A 17092-nucleotide genomic window follows, 5' to 3' on the forward strand; every position below is an offset into this window, starting at 1 on the left:
TAAAATGCTAAAGCTCATATCATTATTAGTTAACTACAGTGTTAAAAAATCATCACCAAAAAGGACCAAGGTTAAATAATGTTTAAGTGGGATGTAAATTTTTCTTTGAAGTTTTTAACATTTACCTTTGTTTATTGGAAATCGATTATAAATTATGGCAGGAAATACTTTTGGAAACCTTTTTAAGGTAAGTACGTTTGGCGAGTCCCACGGAAGGGCAATTGGTGGAGTGATTGATGGTTGCCCAGCAGGAATAGAATTGAATTTAGAGGCCATACAAAAAGACTTGGATAGGCGAAAACCCGGTCAATCTGCTATTGTTACACAGCGAAAGGAGCCGGATGAGGTTGAATTTTTTTCTGGTATTTTTGAAGGTAGGACCACTGGTACCCCTATTGGTTTTGCCATATTCAACACCAATCAGAAGTCAAAGGATTATGGTCACATTAAAGATTCTTACAGACCATCCCATGCAGACTATGTCTACGATCAAAAATATGGTTTTAGAGATTATCGAGGCGGGGGCAGGAGTTCTGCCCGTGAAACCGCAAGTAGGGTTGTAGCAGGCGCCATTGCGAAACAGTTTCTTCAAGATATTGAAATCAATGCCTTTGTATCTCAAGTTGGCAACCTGAAACTGGATAAGAATTATTCCCAATTGGATTTGTCCATGACCGAGTCCAATGCGGTTAGGTGTCCGGATGCGGATACGGCTTCCAAAATGGAAGATTATATCAAATCCATCAAGAAGGAAGGGGATACGATAGGCGGAGTCATAACCTGTGTTGTAAAAAATGTACCGATTGGTTTAGGAGAACCTGCATTTGATAAATTACACGCAGAACTTGGAAAAGCAATGCTTTCCATAAATGCGGTTAAAGGATTTGAATACGGTAGTGGTTTTGAAGGTGTGACCATGAAAGGAAGTGCCCATAACGACCCTTTTAATGCAGATGGTACGACCAAAACAAATAATAGCGGTGGTATTCAAGGTGGAATAAGCAATGGTATGGATATTTATTTTAATATCGCCTTTAAGCCGGTAGCTACAGTCATTCAGCCTTATGAAACTATTGATAAGGAAGGGAATATCATAACCACCCAAGGTAAAGGCAGGCATGACCCTTGTGTGGTACCAAGGGCTGTACCCATTGTAGAAGCTATGGCTGCATTGGTATTAGCAGATTATATGCTTATTGCCAGAACCAATAAAATTTAGCGGCTCAAGGTGGTGGGATTGCTGCCAATTTGGTATATTGACCCAAAACAACAGCAATATGCGTAAACTTGAACTACATTGGAAAATTTTAATAGGAATGCTTTTGGGCATTCTTTTTGGTTTTGCAATGACCCAAGTAGATTGGGGTAAGGAGTTTGTAGGGGATTGGATACAGCCCTTTGGAACAATTTTCGTAAAACTATTAAAGCTGATTGCCATACCACTGATATTGGCATCCCTAATTAAAGGCATTTCAGATTTAAAGGATATTTCCAAGTTCAGGAATATCGGTATTCGTACAATTGTAATTTACGTGGCAACTACAATTGTAGCCATTACCATCGGGTTGATTTTGGTAAACCTGATAAAACCTGGTGAAGGTATTTCAGAAGAGACCATTACCAAACTTACAGAAACCTATGCAAGTGATAGCGGTGTTACCTCTAAAATGGAGGAAGCATCAAGACAACAAGGATCGGGTCCATTACAGTTCTTGGTTGACATGGTCCCTGATAATGCATTGGCTTCAATGACAAATAACAGTCTTATGTTGCAGGTAATCTTCTTTGCAATATTCTTAGGGATATCCATGTTGCTCGTTGGTGAAAAATCGGCAAAACCATTAAAAAAGTTCTTTGACTCATTGAATGATGTTGTGCTTAAAATGGTGGATTTAATTATGCTGTCAGCCCCCTACGCAGTGTTTGCCTTGTTGGCAGGGGTTGTGGTATCTTCAAGCGATCCTGAATTATTATTGGCCTTGTTAAAATATGCTGGGGTAGTGGTATTGGGCTTAGCCATTATGATAGGTTTTTATTGTTTGATAGTATCATCATTTACAGGCTATAACCCACTTACCTTCCTGAGTAAAATGAGTCCAGCTCAACTATTGGCATTCTCTACCAGTTCAAGCGCAGCAACCTTACCAGTTACAATGGAAAGGGTAGAGGAACATATAGGTGTAGATAAGGAGGTCTCCAGTTTTGTATTGCCCGTCGGAGCTACCATAAATATGGACGGTACAAGCTTGTATCAAGGGGTGGCGGCAGTGTTTATTGCACAAGCCTTGGCATTTGACTTGTCCTTGGCAAACCAATTAACTATCGTGTTAACCGCACTATTGGCATCTATTGGTTCAGCTGCCGTACCGGGAGCGGGTATGGTGATGTTGGTAATCGTGTTGGAATCCATTGGTTTTCCACAAGATAAGTTGGCTATAGGACTTGCATTGATTTTTGCCGTAGACAGGCCTTTGGATATGTGCAGGACCGTCGTAAATGTTACAGGTGACGCTACTGTTTCTATGATTGTTGCAAAATCCGTAGGGAAATTGGGAAAACCTAAAGTTAAGAATTGGGATGACCATTATGAAGAAGTGAAATAGAAAAATCTATCACATATCGATTTAAAGAATTAATACCTTTGCAGGCAAAGGAATTTTAAGGAATCGTATGATAAAGGAACTGCAAGAACTACAAAAAGAACACCTTAGCTTATTTGAGATTGATGCCAATTTAGACCGGCTGGTTAAAAAGATTGAATTGTTAAGCTATGTAAACCCTTTAAACATAGAGAAGGAGAAAAACGTGTTCTTTGCATCCAAATACACTTCTAACCCAGAGTTTAGATATCCAAAGTTAAAATTCAACCCTTATAAGTTGCACCGTCTGTTCTTTTCCCAACGTTTGGAACGTATAGAGGATGAGGATATACGAAAGTTGTACCAGGAGATTATTTATTATTACTCCAATATGGTACAATGTATTGAAACTATCGGAGAGCAAAAACGATTTCATTATAACTCCTTAAGGGTTTATGGTTCCCCCACCGAAAAGGATGTAGAAAATGCAAAGTTTATTCTTCATTTTGCTGATGAGCCAGTCTCGGTGGACATGGATAAGACATATACTCCAGCCGATGCAAAGGCTTATTTCGAAGAATTTTCCAAACGTTACGATTTTCCATTGAATATTAAATATTCCACCCATATCGCCGCAGATGCTATGGTGAGTAATGCCACTGAAACCTTACTTATAAAACGAAACACCAAGTTCAGCATGAACCAAATGTTGACCTTGGCCAACCATGAGATTGGCGTACATTTAGTGACCACGTATAATGCAAAAAATCAGCCGTTAAAGATATTCTCAAATGGTTTTCCTAAGAATGTGGAAACACAAGAAGGCTTGGCTGTTTTTAGCGAGTATATGAGCGGGGCGTTGACCTTGAAACGATTAAAGGAACTTTCGTATAGGGTATTGGCTTCTGACAGTCTCATTAAGGGGTACACGTTTGCCGATACCTTTGATATGATTCACAGCCAATATAAATTGAATAAAAACGACGCCTTTTCTATTACCTTAAGGGCTCATAGAGGAGGAGGCTTCACCAAAGATAGGTTGTACTTAAGCGGGCTTAGAAAAATTTACAAACGATATCTTAAAGAAGTACCTATGGATGTTCTCTTATCTGGCAAGGTAAGTATGGATTATGAGCCAGCTATCACTAACTTAAAAAAAATTGGGCTAGCTCAAAAAAATGGTTATGCAAACTTTGCTTATGCCGAAAATAGGAATGTTAACAAAACACTTGATTTTATACTTAATAATTTGAAATAGCGCTAATTTATTTTAAAAATCCCCAGTTTACCTGCCAATCAAATGTTCAATATATATGGTGTATAAATCACTTTCAACATTTGAAGTAGATATTGAAGAATGGTGCAACTTCTTTTTTTCTACATGTAAAAATCTTCAAATGGAATGATATACGATTTAAAATCGCTCATGATTATAATTAAAAAACCAACAAACGTAAATAGAACGCTTAATAGTTTGCTTTTTATAAAAATTTAGCCATCAATTCTGGGGTTGGTACCATACAACTCTCTTTTTTTCCGTACCACCTATACCTGTTTTTAGCTATAAAATCATATACGATATTTCGTAAAGCGCTGGGAATCAATTTCAATATTTTTGAAATTGTACTATACCCATTTAAATAGGCGCCAATCTCCAACGCCGCATCAGATTTAGTATAATACGCTAAGCCTGGGTCTATAAGTATAATGGAATCCACTTTAGAAGTATCAATTCCTCGTTCCAAAATCAGTTTTTGACCTACTTTTTCTTGTAGTGTTGCGAATCTAAATACATCGTCCTTATCGTGTTTGATGATAAATTGTACCGAAGAATCACATAGGTTACAAACACCGTCAAATAAAACTATTTTTTTTCCTTTTTCCACATTGCAAAGATAGGGTAGGTTATCGATAACTGCTGATCTAATTTTCAATAATAAAATTTCTTTATACCGACTGCCCCCAAGATAAGCCCCAGTGGTATTTCGCCAATTTTATTTTGGAAACAAAAACAAATCTCAATATATATTTTGCCCTGCGAGGAATTGTAAAATATACCACTCGAACCTGCTACTTACACTTTTTCTATTTCCTTTGTTTTTCCTTAATATACAAGGACAGCTATATGTCTTGCGCCATTTAGCAATAAAAATTTCGTATATAAAAAGGTGCCTATTGAACATTTTTAAAGCGAATCTAAAAAAGTACCTAATTCGGTATCTTTATCAAGCCCTAGCTTCTTCTTGAGTCTGAATTTTGATTTTCGGATACTGTCTGGCAAGACATTGAGAGTGACGGCAATTTCTTTAGTAGTAAGGTTCATGCGAAGAAAGGCAGCCAATCGGATTTCCTTTTCTGAAATGTCCGGATAGATGGTCTTGAGTTTTTGGTCAAAGTCGTTGTGCACATCGGCAAAATAGGTTTTAAATACCTCCCAGTCCTTGTCAGACGCATTTTCTTTCTTTAAAAGCATGGCGATACGCCTAAATTCCATTTTAAATTTTTCAGGTGAATTTTTGATGTTCTCAAGGTTTTCCTTTAATTCTTGGATAAACGTGTTTTTTTGTACCAAATGAAGGGTCTGGCTGGTCAGTTCCTTTTGTTTATGCTCGATTTCCTTCTGATAAATAGCCTCTTGCTTTTCACGTGCCAAACGGTTTTTTTTCATGCGTTGGCGAAATCCAAAAAACGAAAGGGCGAATAGGGCAAGGGCAGAAACCATACCACCGGCATATAGTCCTTTTTTCAAGTTGTCGGCACGTGACTTTTCATTTAAGGTTTTGATTTCTTCTTGCTGTAGAGCGATTGCTGACTCCTTTTTCTCGGTTTGATATTGTATTTCTAATTCGTTAATTTTTGTGCGAGATTCTTGGCTGTATACGGAATCATAAACCACAAAGTGTTTTTCCTTATATTCTAAAGCCTCTTTGTACTTTCCCAAGCCTGCCAAGGCAGCAGACATATTTCTATAAATACTGCTTAAATTATCATATTTACCAGTTTGCTCCGTTATAACAAGTGCTTCCATATAATGCTTAATTGCTGCGTTATAATCTTTTTGTAGATATAAATTATGTCCTAAATTAATGTTGGCTTTAGCAATAATATTAATTCGCTTACTTTCCTTGGCTAACTCAATTGCGGTTTTGTAGTAATCATTGGCTACGGCTGTGTCATTTTTAATCCCGTACAGAATACCTAAATTGTTTGCTATAAGGGCACGTCCTCGAGTATGGTCTATCGAATTAAATAATGAATCCGCTTTTTTATAATACCGTATAGCGTCATTTATACTATCCCTTCGCTCATTATTAACCGCAATTTTATTCCAAATATCCCCGAGTCTAGAGTACTCTTTGGTTTTGAGGTAAATTGCTTCAGCCTTGAAAAAATATTGTTCAGCTTTAAGGTCATTATCCATCATCCCATGTAAAGTGCCTATGGAAGCATAGTTTTGGGCAAGAACATCGCTATTGGGGGTTAATTTTTCTCTGATTTTTAAGGACATCATATTGTAAACCATGGCCGAATCAAGCAATCCTAGTTTCCTGAAGGTAACTCCTAAGTCATTGTAAGAACCACTAAGCCCTAGTGAATCGTTAATAGATTTAAATATTATGATAGACTTTTTAGTAGAGTCTTTAGAAACCCTGTAATCCTGTTTATAAGCTAATAATGCCCCTTCTGCTCTAATGGCTTTACCTAATAGTGAAAAGTCATTTTTCTTTTTAGCGATTAACCGCATGGAGTCTATATAAATCGCTGCTATTTCCTGATTTCTACCTCTATTTTCCATATAAAGCTCTTCATATGCTTCGAATTTTTCAATGAGGGATACTTTATTCTGAGCAATGGCATTTTGAATGTACAATAGACAAAAAAAGAAAAGTGTGTAATTGTATTTCATATGATACTATTCTATTGATTTCCAAGATAGACAATATATCAATTGCTCTCAACTCCTAATCCGAATACAAAAAACCGGTTGTCCATAAAAAGTTTATAAAACACTTTCGAAAAACGCTTGACTAATTTATGTAAACCCTTTTATTTATTGAGGTTATATCATTTTCATCAGGTAACCTAAATTTTTATTGTCCACACCATTATTGGGTATGTCCTATTATGTTTGTCCATACTTTGTCTACGGAGAAAATTAGTTAACGGCTTGATTTGCAGGTAAATTTGACTCGTTGAATCTAAAAAACCAAGAACTTATGAAAACAAATCAATTCATTTTCAAAATCTTGAGCCTAGCAGTGCTTTTGATTTTACTATTGGTATCCTGTAGCAGTGATAGTGATAACCCGGAAATACCCACAGCCGATAACCCTATTGGGCAAGATGATGGTGACCCATCATCAATATTGACCATTGACCAAGTTTTGGCCAGGGCGGTCGTTAACGACTTTCCACAAACACAGACCGCTGATACTCTTGAGGTTTCTGAGCAGTATAGTGAAGATTACCGCTCATTGGATGATGATACGGAGACCCTGCGGTTTCGATGTAAAACAAAAAAAGTGAGCGTGGAAGACGGTAATGGGGAGTTCCCGTTGTTCAACCCCACCGCGGAAATCATTTGGCCGGGAAACCTGTTACAGGGCAAAACACTTGGCCAAGCCACACCTAGTTCCATAAATGTGGATAGGGCAGGTAATACCATCTCGTATAATTTGGTGAATGGGAACAGCGTTTCTGCCCAAACAGTTGATGAGATTACCAAAGGAAATGTACAAACGGCCATGAACGCCATCATAGAAGGTGACCCCAATATTGTGCCTGCAAACTTTGTATTGGAGGTTGAAGAAGTCTTCTCAGAAGAGCAAATGGCCTTTGCCATGGGCATCAGCTATGAATCCTATAAAGCAAAAGCCCAAGCCAACCTCTCTTTTTCAAGCGAACAACAGTACAATCGGGTACTGGTAAAACTTACACAAGAGTATTATACCATGTCAATGGACCAAGTCAACGGTAACGAAGATATTTTTGCCCCTAACGTTACAGGCGAGGATTTAGACCCCTTTGTTCAGGCAGATAACCCCGCAACCTATATTTCGTCAGTCACCTATGGTCGTATATTTTACATGTTGGTAGAATCTACATCATCACGTTCAGATTTAATAAGCCGTATTGAAGGAACTTATAAAGGTTTTGGCAACAAAGTAGAAGGTGAGGTAGATTATGAGGAATACAACACCCTTGATGAGGTCAAAACCAAAATCATTGCTTATGGTGGCAGCGTGCAGAGTGCATTTGAATTGGTAGGAGAGTTGGACATTGTTACCATTGGTGAAAAATTGGCAGAATCTACGGATATCAGAACTGGTCAACCGCTTTCATATGTGGTGCGCAGTGTAGCTGAACCTGACAAAGTGGTAGGCACCAAGTTGGCCACTGCGTATGATCGTGTAGAGTGCAATCTACAAGGCGTTTTGCCGCCAGTTGCATTTGAGGTGCTTGTTGACCTTTTTGATGACGGTATTGGGGCGGCTACCCAATTGCACGGCAGATATGTAGCCCTTTTCAACAAAGCAGGTAACCAATACTATATTTATAATTTTGGAAGTGCCGATGTCGAAGGACCCTATAACATCAATGATGCCAGTGCACCATTAGGAGCTTCTGGTTTTGATAAGGTGGGCGCAGCGGTTAGGGCTTTTTTGACTAAGATTTATATTTTTAATGAAGATGGTACACGATTTGAAATTATAGATTATGACAGTGCCCAATCGGGTTTTCCCAATGGTCCTATTGGAGCGTACATACAGCAAAATGGTGCGAATAGGCAGTATCTTACAGATGATGTATTTACGGAAAATCAACTAATAGGTGACCCAGTAACATTTACTACCATAGACTGCAACACCTATGCTTTTGTTTCTAAAGGCATTCAAGCAGCGGCCAGAAGGAGTGTTGTAGATGTGAACATATCATCTGGCCCCATTCCGAATACAGCTACAAGAACACGAACATATTTCTGGAGTTTGAACAGTAATGGAACTTCATATGCCCGTTCAGATTATTATGGTTCTAATACATCAATCAATTCAGGTCAAGATTTCAGATGCTGGGCAGACGAAAAATCAGTCTCCGATGTTGATGATTTTAGACTGGAACGGGTAGAGGCAGCCTGCAAGGTTGAGCTGAATGACACGGATTTCATTCTTTATTTCTCCTCTGATGGAAAAATGTCAAGACAAAATTTGAATACTAATGAACAGGAAGGGCCATGGGCCATTAATTAAAATCAGTTACTAGTTCAGTCGGCACCTAAAGTTGCGATTCAACAACTTGGTGTCGGCTGTTTTTTAATAGGAACGAAGTTTTTAAATGGGTTATAATCGTATATGATAATCAATAACTGATTAAAAACCAATGTATATGAATGAAGTTTGGTGAAAAACGGGGTCTATTGTGGCCAAAAAAACTTTAAATCACAATCCTTTAATAAAACCATCAAAATCTAATTCTTTATCCACATCCAGTTTTTGCTTTAACCGGTATTTGGAGGTATGGATACTTGAGGGCAACACATTGAGAATATGCGCAATTTCATTATTGTTCAGGCCCATTTTAACATAGGAGGCCAATCGTAATTCCTTGTCCGTTATTTTAGCATTTAGTCTTTTTAGCTTATCATCAAAATCTTGGTGCACTTCAGAGAAATAAGATTTAAATACTTCCCAATCCTTATCCGCCGCACTTTGTTTTTTTAAGAGCATAACTATTCTCTTGAACTCTATCTTAAACAATTCGGGAGAGTTCTTTACTTTTTCCAGGTTGTCCTTTAATTCAGAAATGAACTTGCTTTTCTGAACCAAATGAAGGGTCTGGCTAGCCAATTCTTTTTTCTTGTGTTCAATTTCCTGTTTGTATATTTCCTCTTGCTTTTCCCTTTCAATACGGTTCTTTTTTATACGTTGACGATATCCAAAAACGGAAATACCGAATAAGGCTAGGGCAGAGGCCATACCACCGGCATAAAGTCCTTTCGTTAGTTTGTCTACTTTAGCTTTTTCATATAGTGTGTTGATTTCTTCTTTTTGTAGGGTGATTTCGGCTTCTTTTTTTTCGGTATTATGAATAATATTTAACTCCTGAATTTGATTCACTTTTTTGATGTTATATAGACTATCATATATTGAAGATTTTAATTCTTGATATTCGAGTGCTTCTTGATAATTTCTGTTTTGACTTGCGATTTCAGTCAGAATTCTATAAGCCTGTACTTGTTCTTCCAATATTCCAATTTTTTGAGAGAGCGATAAGGCATTCAAAGCAAATTCTTTTGCTTTAACATTGTTTTTTAATTCGAGTTGTACTGAACCGAGCATATTAAAGGTTTGTGATTTTAGTTTGTCACTACCAAAATCTTTAAGTAGATGCTTATTTTGATCTAAATATTTTAATGATTCTTGGAATTCTTTTTTTCGAATTTTAATATTTGCAAATGCATTGTTCACTTGTATCAAAGTTAAATAGTCGCCTAACTCCTGAATTTTTGGTTTACTCTCTTTGAGAATCCTTTCTGCAATATTCAAATTATAATTATGCAGAATAAACATTTCAGCCTGTGATACTCTAAATTGTAGCAATTTTCGTAAGTTAACGTCTTTATCTATCTGATTGATGATATTGTTATATATTTTATTAGAGGCAATTGTATCCCCAAGAACACTATATATCGCGGCTAACCTGCTATTAATCCGCTCCAGATAATCTTGTTTATTGGTCTTTTGTACATGGCGAATAGCTTCCGTTGCATCAATTAAAGCTAATTTGTAATAGCCCTTAACAAAATGAAGCCTGCAACGATTTTCAAGTGATTGGCCCATACCCAAAGTATCTTTCATAACGCTAAATCCACTAAAAGCCTCATCAATAGCTTTTAGTGCTTTGTCATATTCCCCTAGATCTGTATAATCGACACCTAGATTCATTTGAATAACTGCAGTTCTTAGCGTGTCTCTTCTATTCTGATATGAATGCAAGGCAAGCTTGTTGTATTTCAATGAGCTATCAATTGAAATATAGCCATGTGATATGGCTAGACGCATGTAGCCACCCGCCAAAATTGATTCTTTTTTTGAAGATTTGCCTAAATCAACCAATCTTTGAGCAAATTTTATTGCATTTTTACCGTCTGTGTCAACATAATGATCCCAAACGTTTATTAAAAGGTCGTTTTTTGTAGAGTCAGTTTTTGCATTTTTCAAAAGAATGAGAAGGCTGTCTATTTTTTTTTGATCTTGACCAACGGTTAATAGCGGAACAATTATTAGCAATAATAGTGTCCATTTCTTCATATTAAATTTACTTTTTAAGTTAAAACACCTAGGTAATTCTGTTAAAAATGCCTCTTTTATAAAGATAATACAACTAAATAGAGGATTTTATCCCAAAAAGCAGCTGTCTAGGATTTGTATAGACATCTGTAATAAGATTGAGCAGTAAAAAATTTTTTAAAATATTGATAATCAAATGTTTATTGGTTTATTGTACATTTTAATTTTTCAATTGTCTAGGTCTTTTTAAGTGCTAAGATGGAATTTTGTCCATGTTTTGTCTAGCTCTGTTTTTAGGTTTCGAATCTAAGTGCTTCTAGTTTTGGAGTGTTGAATCCTAAAAACCAAGAAGTTATGAAAACAAAACAATTAGTATTTAAAAGAAGACTTTTTATAAGTCTATGCAGTGTTGCCATAGTAGTGTTTCAAAGTTGTAGTAAAGATGAAGTACTTCCTGATGACCCGGGCACGCTACAATTTTCAAACAATGATGCAGATGATTTTAATACCGCCGTTGCCAATCTAAGTGCATTTAACCAACCAGAGGAGTCCGCTATTGTCCCCACAAGTCCAGAAGAAACTGCAAGAGTAGAAGATAGCGAATATTCATGTTCCGTTAGAACCTATAAGGGCGCCCCAGGATATAATGAACTCTTTATGTTAGACCCAACAACCAATGTGATTTATCCTGGAGCTTTGTTAAAGGGAGAATCCATACCAACAGGGGAGTATATAAGGATTTCAGGAGAAAGGGCTCCGATTACTATATCTACTACTTTCTTTAATGCTGAAGGAAAGCCATCTGTTACCATTGAGGACCCTAGCCAAATAAGTGATGTAAGGGATGGTATCGCCGAGCTTCTAAATAGAGAGATTAATGGGGCAACACCGGCAGAGCTGATTTCTGATGAATATGAAGCGTACTCAGAAGAACAATTATCGATCGCCTTAGGTGTCAATTACGGTAGTAGGACCAAAGATATTTCTGGAAGCTTTGACTTTAGTACAACATCAGTTAAGCGTAAGTATGTGTTGAAGTTCGTACAAAAATATTTTACCTTGGATGTGGATGATCCAAAATCACCTAGTAATTTATTTACTAAGCTGCCTAGTGTTGAAAGTTTAGGGTCAACTAGCCCAGTTCTGGTAGAATCCGTTACTTATGGGCGATTGGTTTTTTATACTGTAGAATCGTCCTATAGTCTGAGTGAAGTAGAAGCCGCTTTTTCTGCTGCTTACGAAATAGGAAAAAAGGGGGGGAGTGGAGAACTTGAGGTTAAGGATAAAAATATATTCGAAGAAGCCAGTGTTAAAGTCTTGATTAAGGGAGGATCTGGTAGTAGTGCGGCTCAAGCGGTTGGTGGGCTTAAAGACAATCCAAGTCAAATCTATGATTTTATTGCTGAAGGTGGTAATTATTCCAAAGAATCACCAGGAGCGCCTATAGCTTATAAACTAAGTTATGTAAAAGAGGGTTTCCCAACAGCCAAAGTGGTATTGTCTACCGAATATCAAGCAAGAAGTTGTGATTTAACACATCCACAGTTTAAAATTACGATAAAAAACCTTTTGGTGAACCTAACACCCGTTGGGACTTCTGAAGGACTTCATTTGGAAATTTGGGGCTCTGTAGAAGGTGAACTCAAAAAGAACGGATCAAGAGTGGGTAGTAGGGTAAGATGGGCTAGGGCCAGTACTAACGACCTGCAAATTCCCTATTTGCTTTCACACACAATCGACCAGAGCGTAACGGTTGAGGTGGAAAGGCCAGATTATGATAATGATTACATTGAGATTAAGGGCGACCTGAACGATAAAGATTTGTTCAGTAGTGATAACTTAGGGGTAAGGTCGCTTGAAATTCCATTGGTAGACCTAAAATTGGGAGAACCTCAAACGAAGGAATTAACATTCAATGAAGTAGCGTTACATCGCGTTATCGCAACTTTTACTGTAGAAAGAGTTAAGTAAGTACTAAAGTACGCGAAATCAATTATTAAGACAGTCGGCGCCTAAAGTTGCGATTCAACAACTTGGTGTCGGCTGTTGTTTTAAAGGAAATGCATCTAGTTAAGCAGTGTAAATCAAAAAACAAATGAAAAAACTACTATTTATACCCATACTGATTTTTATGATTATTGGCACCTCTTGTTTAAAAGACGAATAGGGAGGGGAAATTGATTCCAGTTTAACAGGAACCTGGGTCGACACCTATTCTGGAGACGACAGGGGCGTGTAGGTGGTAACCATTAGTTCCAATGGTAATGTCTCCGGAACTGCAACTTCCACTTTTACCTCCGATTCTTCCGCCATAACCCGAAAGGTCAACTCAAACGGTATGTTGGCGGCTAACTAGGGTAATACAGAGGACCGTGAGTTTGTTGGTCAACTAGGGGAAAATAACGAAGCTATGGGTACCTGGTTAGATTCAGGAAGAATCATGGACGGTACATGGCAGGGAAGCAAGCAGTTAAGCCATTACAATTAGTAGAAGTTAGTTTCTGAGTATTGAACTGGTTATTTTAAAAACGGCAGCTGGCCGCTCAGGTTGGGTTCAACAACTAACTTGATGCCGGCTGTTCTTTTAAATGCTGTTCAAAAGGTGTATTCTAAAGAAAGAAAAGCGTACTAACACTTCTATTTTCTTTCGTTTTAGCAGACTTGTAATCGTATACGATATTTTACAATAAACTGTTTATCAGCTACTTAAATTGATAAAATAGCACATGGTATCAGATTTTTTGGAATCATCATTAAAGTGCACTTAAAAAAGTGTTTAAATCAGTCTCTTTGTCCAATCCCAATTTTTTCTTCAACCGATACTTGGATTTTAAGATACTGTCTGGCAAAACATTTAAGGTTGCGGCAATCTCTTTAGTGGTAAGGTTCATTCGTAAAAAGGCCGCTAGACGTATTTCCTTTTCTGAGATGTCTGTATAAATAGTCTTTAGTTTTTGGTCAAAGTCGTTATGAACCTCTGCAAAATAGGTTTTAAACACCTCCCAATCCTTATCTGAGGCATTTTCTTTCTTTAGGAGCATAACTATACGCCTAAACTCCATTTTGAATTTCTCTGGGGAGTTCTTTATATGTTCTAGGTTCTCCATGAGCTCCTGTATAAACGTATTTTTTTGAACTAGATGCAGGGTTTGGCTAGCCAATTCCTTTTGTTTGTGCTCAATTTCTTGTTTATAGATTTCTTCCTGTTTTTCCCTTGCAATACGGTTTTTCTTTATTCGCTGTTTAAACCCAAAAAACAATAGGCCAGAAACCGCCACAAAGGTGAACATTCCGCCAGCATAAAGTCCCTTTGTCAGTTGGTCAACTTTGGCCTTTTCATTTAGCGTATTTATTTCTTCTTGCTGTAATTCTATTTCCGCTTCTTTTTTTTCGGTTTCAAAGATGGTTTGAAGTTCTTCTATCTGTTGGTTCTTTTTTAAATTATAAATACTATCGTTTAAGGTGTGATATTCCTTAAAATCGGCAAAGGCCACATCATTTTTATTCAGCATATGCCAAATATTGGCCCTTGTTTTCATGGCATCGCTAAGTGTAGGCAAGGCGCCAATTTCGGTGGCTATTGAAACAACTTCTTCTATATAGACCAGTGCACGTTCAGGATTGTCTTGCGCCATTCCTAAATTGGCCAATTCATGTAACACTTCGGTCAAATCTAATTTAATGTCTTCTTTTCTTGCTATTTGAAGTGATTCATTAAGTAAATTACCAGCTTTTTGGTAGTCTCCTTGAGTATAACTTAATCGTGCCAAGTCATTCAAAGACTGTGAAATCATAGATTGCACGTTCATTTCCCGGGCCAGGTCTATGGACTCTGTTTGGTATTTTTCGGCCAAGGTAGTATTGTTCAATTTTTCTGCCGCCAAACCTGCGGTATTTGAAGCATAACTATGGTATATTTTGTCATCATTTTTTTTATAAATAGTGATTGCCTGTTCCGCATATATGAGACTTGATGGGAAATTGCCAAGCTGATATTCAATATCTGCCAATTGCTTTAAGGCATCACCTTGTCTTACCTCGTCTTCGACTTCTTCAAAAGATTTTAAGGATTTTAAGGTATTCTCAAGGGCTAATTTATAATTGCCCTTTTCAAAATATATGCCACCGAGGACCTCATATTCAGAGCCTCTCAAATCAAACTCGCCTAAATCGGAATTTTTTCTGTTCTCCTCTGTATACATAGCTAATATAGACGTTGTGAGCGCTATAGCTTTAGCGTAATTACCTTTCTCCCGTTCTATAGTGGCTAAGGAATGCATGGCAAAGATTTGGCCCCTAACCGAGTTTATTTCCTTGAACTTGTCCAATGCCTTATTGTGAAAAAACTGAGCAGAATCGTTTTTAGATTGATTGTAGTAGTAATTGCCAAATTGGACAAAGCCATTGGCCACTCCTTTTTCATACCCTATTTTTTCGGATAGTTGTTGCGCTTGTCTGGCATACTCCAGTGCACCTTCATTGTCCATAAACATCATTCTTTCATGGATTCTAGAGAGAACCTGCGCCTTAAGTGTGTCTTCGGGAAGGGATTTGGCCCTTTGTATTAAACTATCCAATTCTTTCTTTCTATCCTGACCAAAAGAATTGACACAAATAATCAATAGGAGAACGATAAAGTAGTTTATGGTTTTCATATGGCGGTTTGATTTAGGATTTCAATGTAGTCATAAAATCCATTCAAAAAAAGCGGTAATCGAGGTTCGATTCTGCACTTGTCCATAACTTTTCCCATGAAAACAGGCTTAAAATTTTTTTAAAAACATCTTGAAATGCTATTGTATTAAAGGGCTTTCGCTCATTTTTAGTGAACATATATTTTAGGCTTGTCCATCTTTTGATTTGTGGAACAATATGATAGTTGTCCATAGTTTGTCTATGGACAAAAATTGGATTGACACTGATTCTGGTCTAATTTAGGGGTGTTGAATCTTTATTAATTATTAATCATGAGAGATACCTTATACCTATTCATGGAGAACTTATTAACCAAAGCAAGAAAGATCTTAAATCTTGAGAAAGGTGGACAAAACTTAATTGTTGTACCAATCCAAATAAACAAAAGGAAATGAGAACTATTTTACTGGTATTTCTTCTAGTGCCCTTAGGTCTATGTTCCCAAGCATTGTTGCGACAAACCTTATCGGTTGGTGGAACCAGTGGAATGGTCACATCAGGCCAAGGAAACTATTTTTTACAAGAAAGCATTGGCCAATTGAGTGTTATAAACACCTTTACAGTAGAGAATAAATCACTCCGACAAGGGTTTCTACAACAACTTAGGTTGGGTGTCCTTGGTAGTAACCCCAATATATTGGAAATGGTGGTATACCCAAACCCATTTGTCAATGGCGTTGTGGTAAACCTAGAAAATACAGAAGCTGATGTGATTGGGATGTTTTTGTACGATATCACGGGTAGACTTATCCTAAATGATGTTTATGATAATAACACCCAATTGGCAATTCCTTTGGAAAACCTATCTAAAGGGGCTTATTTCATAAGACTACAGGTTGGTGAACAGGAGAACATTAAACAAGTCATAAAGCAGTGAGTATGGGCAAATATGTTATGGTGGCCAGTTTTTTCGTGTGCACCTTTGGTTATGGGCAAATGCTATATAGTGAAATGGGCCAGACACTTTCCTCGTTCAATTATAAAAATTCATCTGGTGGTTCATTGGATAATCTTCAAAAGGGAAGTAAGACCTACATGAGTTTAGGCTATGCATTTCAACTCCCCGGGGATAAGGCCCATGTGCAATTAGGAGGGGTATTCACCAACTATGGGGCCATTGGAAGTGACATTACATTAGACAATTATTACGAGTGGGATATCTCTTATGTAGGTCTGCAAGCCGGTTTATGGTATGATTTTGCCAGGTCTAGGGATTTTGTCTTTTTCACTAAGGTTAATGCTTCTATGGAGTATTTGCTGCGTGGTTCCCAAACATTGAACAATCAAGTATATGATCTTACTAGGGAAGACGAATTTGACAATATCATACTAGTACCAAGAGTGGGGCTCGGGGTGCACTATCCAATTTCTAACAAAGCCGCACTTTACGTGCAATATCAATATGGGCGGAGCTTTTCCTTGGTAAATACCAATCCAGACGATAACGAAAAACTAAATATTTCAAACCATAATTTCGGAATAGGCATCCTTATCCAATTACCAGGTTGCAATTGTTCCTTTTAAAAAAAC

11 protein-coding genes are annotated in these 17092 nt (G+C 37.4%); 7 read left to right on the forward strand and 4 right to left on the reverse strand.

Annotated elements, in window-relative coordinates; translation table 11 throughout:
• The first annotated feature begins 154 nt into the window (after positions 1-154).
• From aroC to ACOCEA_RS08885, 3 genes are all read left to right on the forward strand, one after another.
• Complete coding sequence (aroC, locus tag ACOCEA_RS08875; protein WP_420755873.1) at positions 155-1219, forward strand: chorismate synthase; 1065 nt, start codon at positions 155-157, stop codon at positions 1217-1219.
• A gap of 58 nt (positions 1220-1277) precedes the next feature.
• Positions 1278-2603 (forward strand): dicarboxylate/amino acid:cation symporter, encoded by a 1326-nt coding sequence (locus ACOCEA_RS08880; RefSeq protein ID WP_420755874.1) that lies wholly within the window; start codon positions 1278-1280, stop codon positions 2601-2603.
• Positions 2604-2670: 67 nt separating this feature from the next.
• Positions 2671-3837: a peptidase MATCAP family protein gene (locus ACOCEA_RS08885; protein WP_420755875.1), complete on the forward strand. Its 1167-nt coding sequence runs from the start codon at positions 2671-2673 to the stop codon at positions 3835-3837.
• A gap of 223 nt (positions 3838-4060) precedes the next feature.
• Here ACOCEA_RS08885 and ACOCEA_RS08890 read toward each other — a convergent pair whose 3' ends face one another.
• A complete protein-coding gene (locus ACOCEA_RS08890) occupies positions 4061-4513 on the reverse strand; it encodes a thiol-disulfide oxidoreductase DCC family protein (RefSeq protein WP_420755876.1) in 453 nt (150 codons plus the stop codon).
• Positions 4514-4764: 251 nt separating this feature from the next.
• Positions 4765-6486 carry a tetratricopeptide repeat protein gene (locus tag ACOCEA_RS08895; protein ID WP_420755877.1) on the reverse strand — a complete coding sequence of 574 codons (1722 nt, stop codon included), beginning with the start codon at positions 6484-6486 and terminating at the stop codon, positions 4765-4767.
• Positions 6487-6796: 310 nt separating this feature from the next.
• Here ACOCEA_RS08895 and ACOCEA_RS08900 point away from each other — a divergent pair, with 310 nt between their 5' ends.
• Complete coding sequence (locus ACOCEA_RS08900) at positions 6797-8827, forward strand: thiol-activated cytolysin family protein (RefSeq protein WP_420755878.1); 2031 nt, start codon at positions 6797-6799, stop codon at positions 8825-8827.
• Between the two features lie 189 nt (positions 8828-9016).
• On the opposite strand, the gene ACOCEA_RS08905 is transcribed toward ACOCEA_RS08900, so the two are convergent.
• Positions 9017-10888 (reverse strand): hypothetical protein, encoded by a 1872-nt coding sequence (locus ACOCEA_RS08905; RefSeq protein WP_420755879.1) that lies wholly within the window; start codon positions 10886-10888, stop codon positions 9017-9019.
• 333 nt (positions 10889-11221) lie between these two features.
• Here ACOCEA_RS08905 and ACOCEA_RS08910 point away from each other — a divergent pair, with 333 nt between their 5' ends.
• Positions 11222-12838, forward strand: coding sequence for a thiol-activated cytolysin family protein (locus ACOCEA_RS08910; protein WP_420755880.1), 1617 nt, complete (start codon positions 11222-11224; stop codon positions 12836-12838).
• 782 nt (positions 12839-13620) lie between these two features.
• On the opposite strand, the gene ACOCEA_RS08915 is transcribed toward ACOCEA_RS08910, so the two are convergent.
• Positions 13621-15522 carry a tetratricopeptide repeat protein gene (locus tag ACOCEA_RS08915; protein WP_420755881.1) on the reverse strand — a complete coding sequence of 634 codons (1902 nt, stop codon included), beginning with the start codon at positions 15520-15522 and terminating at the stop codon, positions 13621-13623.
• A gap of 431 nt (positions 15523-15953) precedes the next feature.
• Between ACOCEA_RS08915 and ACOCEA_RS08920 the strand changes: the two genes are divergently transcribed.
• Positions 15954-16439, forward strand: coding sequence for a T9SS type A sorting domain-containing protein (locus tag ACOCEA_RS08920; RefSeq protein ID WP_420755882.1), 486 nt, complete (start codon positions 15954-15956; stop codon positions 16437-16439).
• A gap of 2 nt (positions 16440-16441) precedes the next feature.
• Positions 16442-17086 carry an outer membrane beta-barrel protein gene (locus tag ACOCEA_RS08925; RefSeq protein ID WP_420755883.1) on the forward strand — a complete coding sequence of 215 codons (645 nt, stop codon included), beginning with the start codon at positions 16442-16444 and terminating at the stop codon, positions 17084-17086.
• Positions 17087-17092 lie beyond the last annotated feature (6 nt).

Source organism: Maribacter luteocoastalis, assembly GCF_048890225.1.
In the GTDB taxonomy this organism is placed as follows: Bacteria; Bacteroidota; Bacteroidia; order Flavobacteriales; family Flavobacteriaceae; genus Maribacter; species Maribacter luteocoastalis.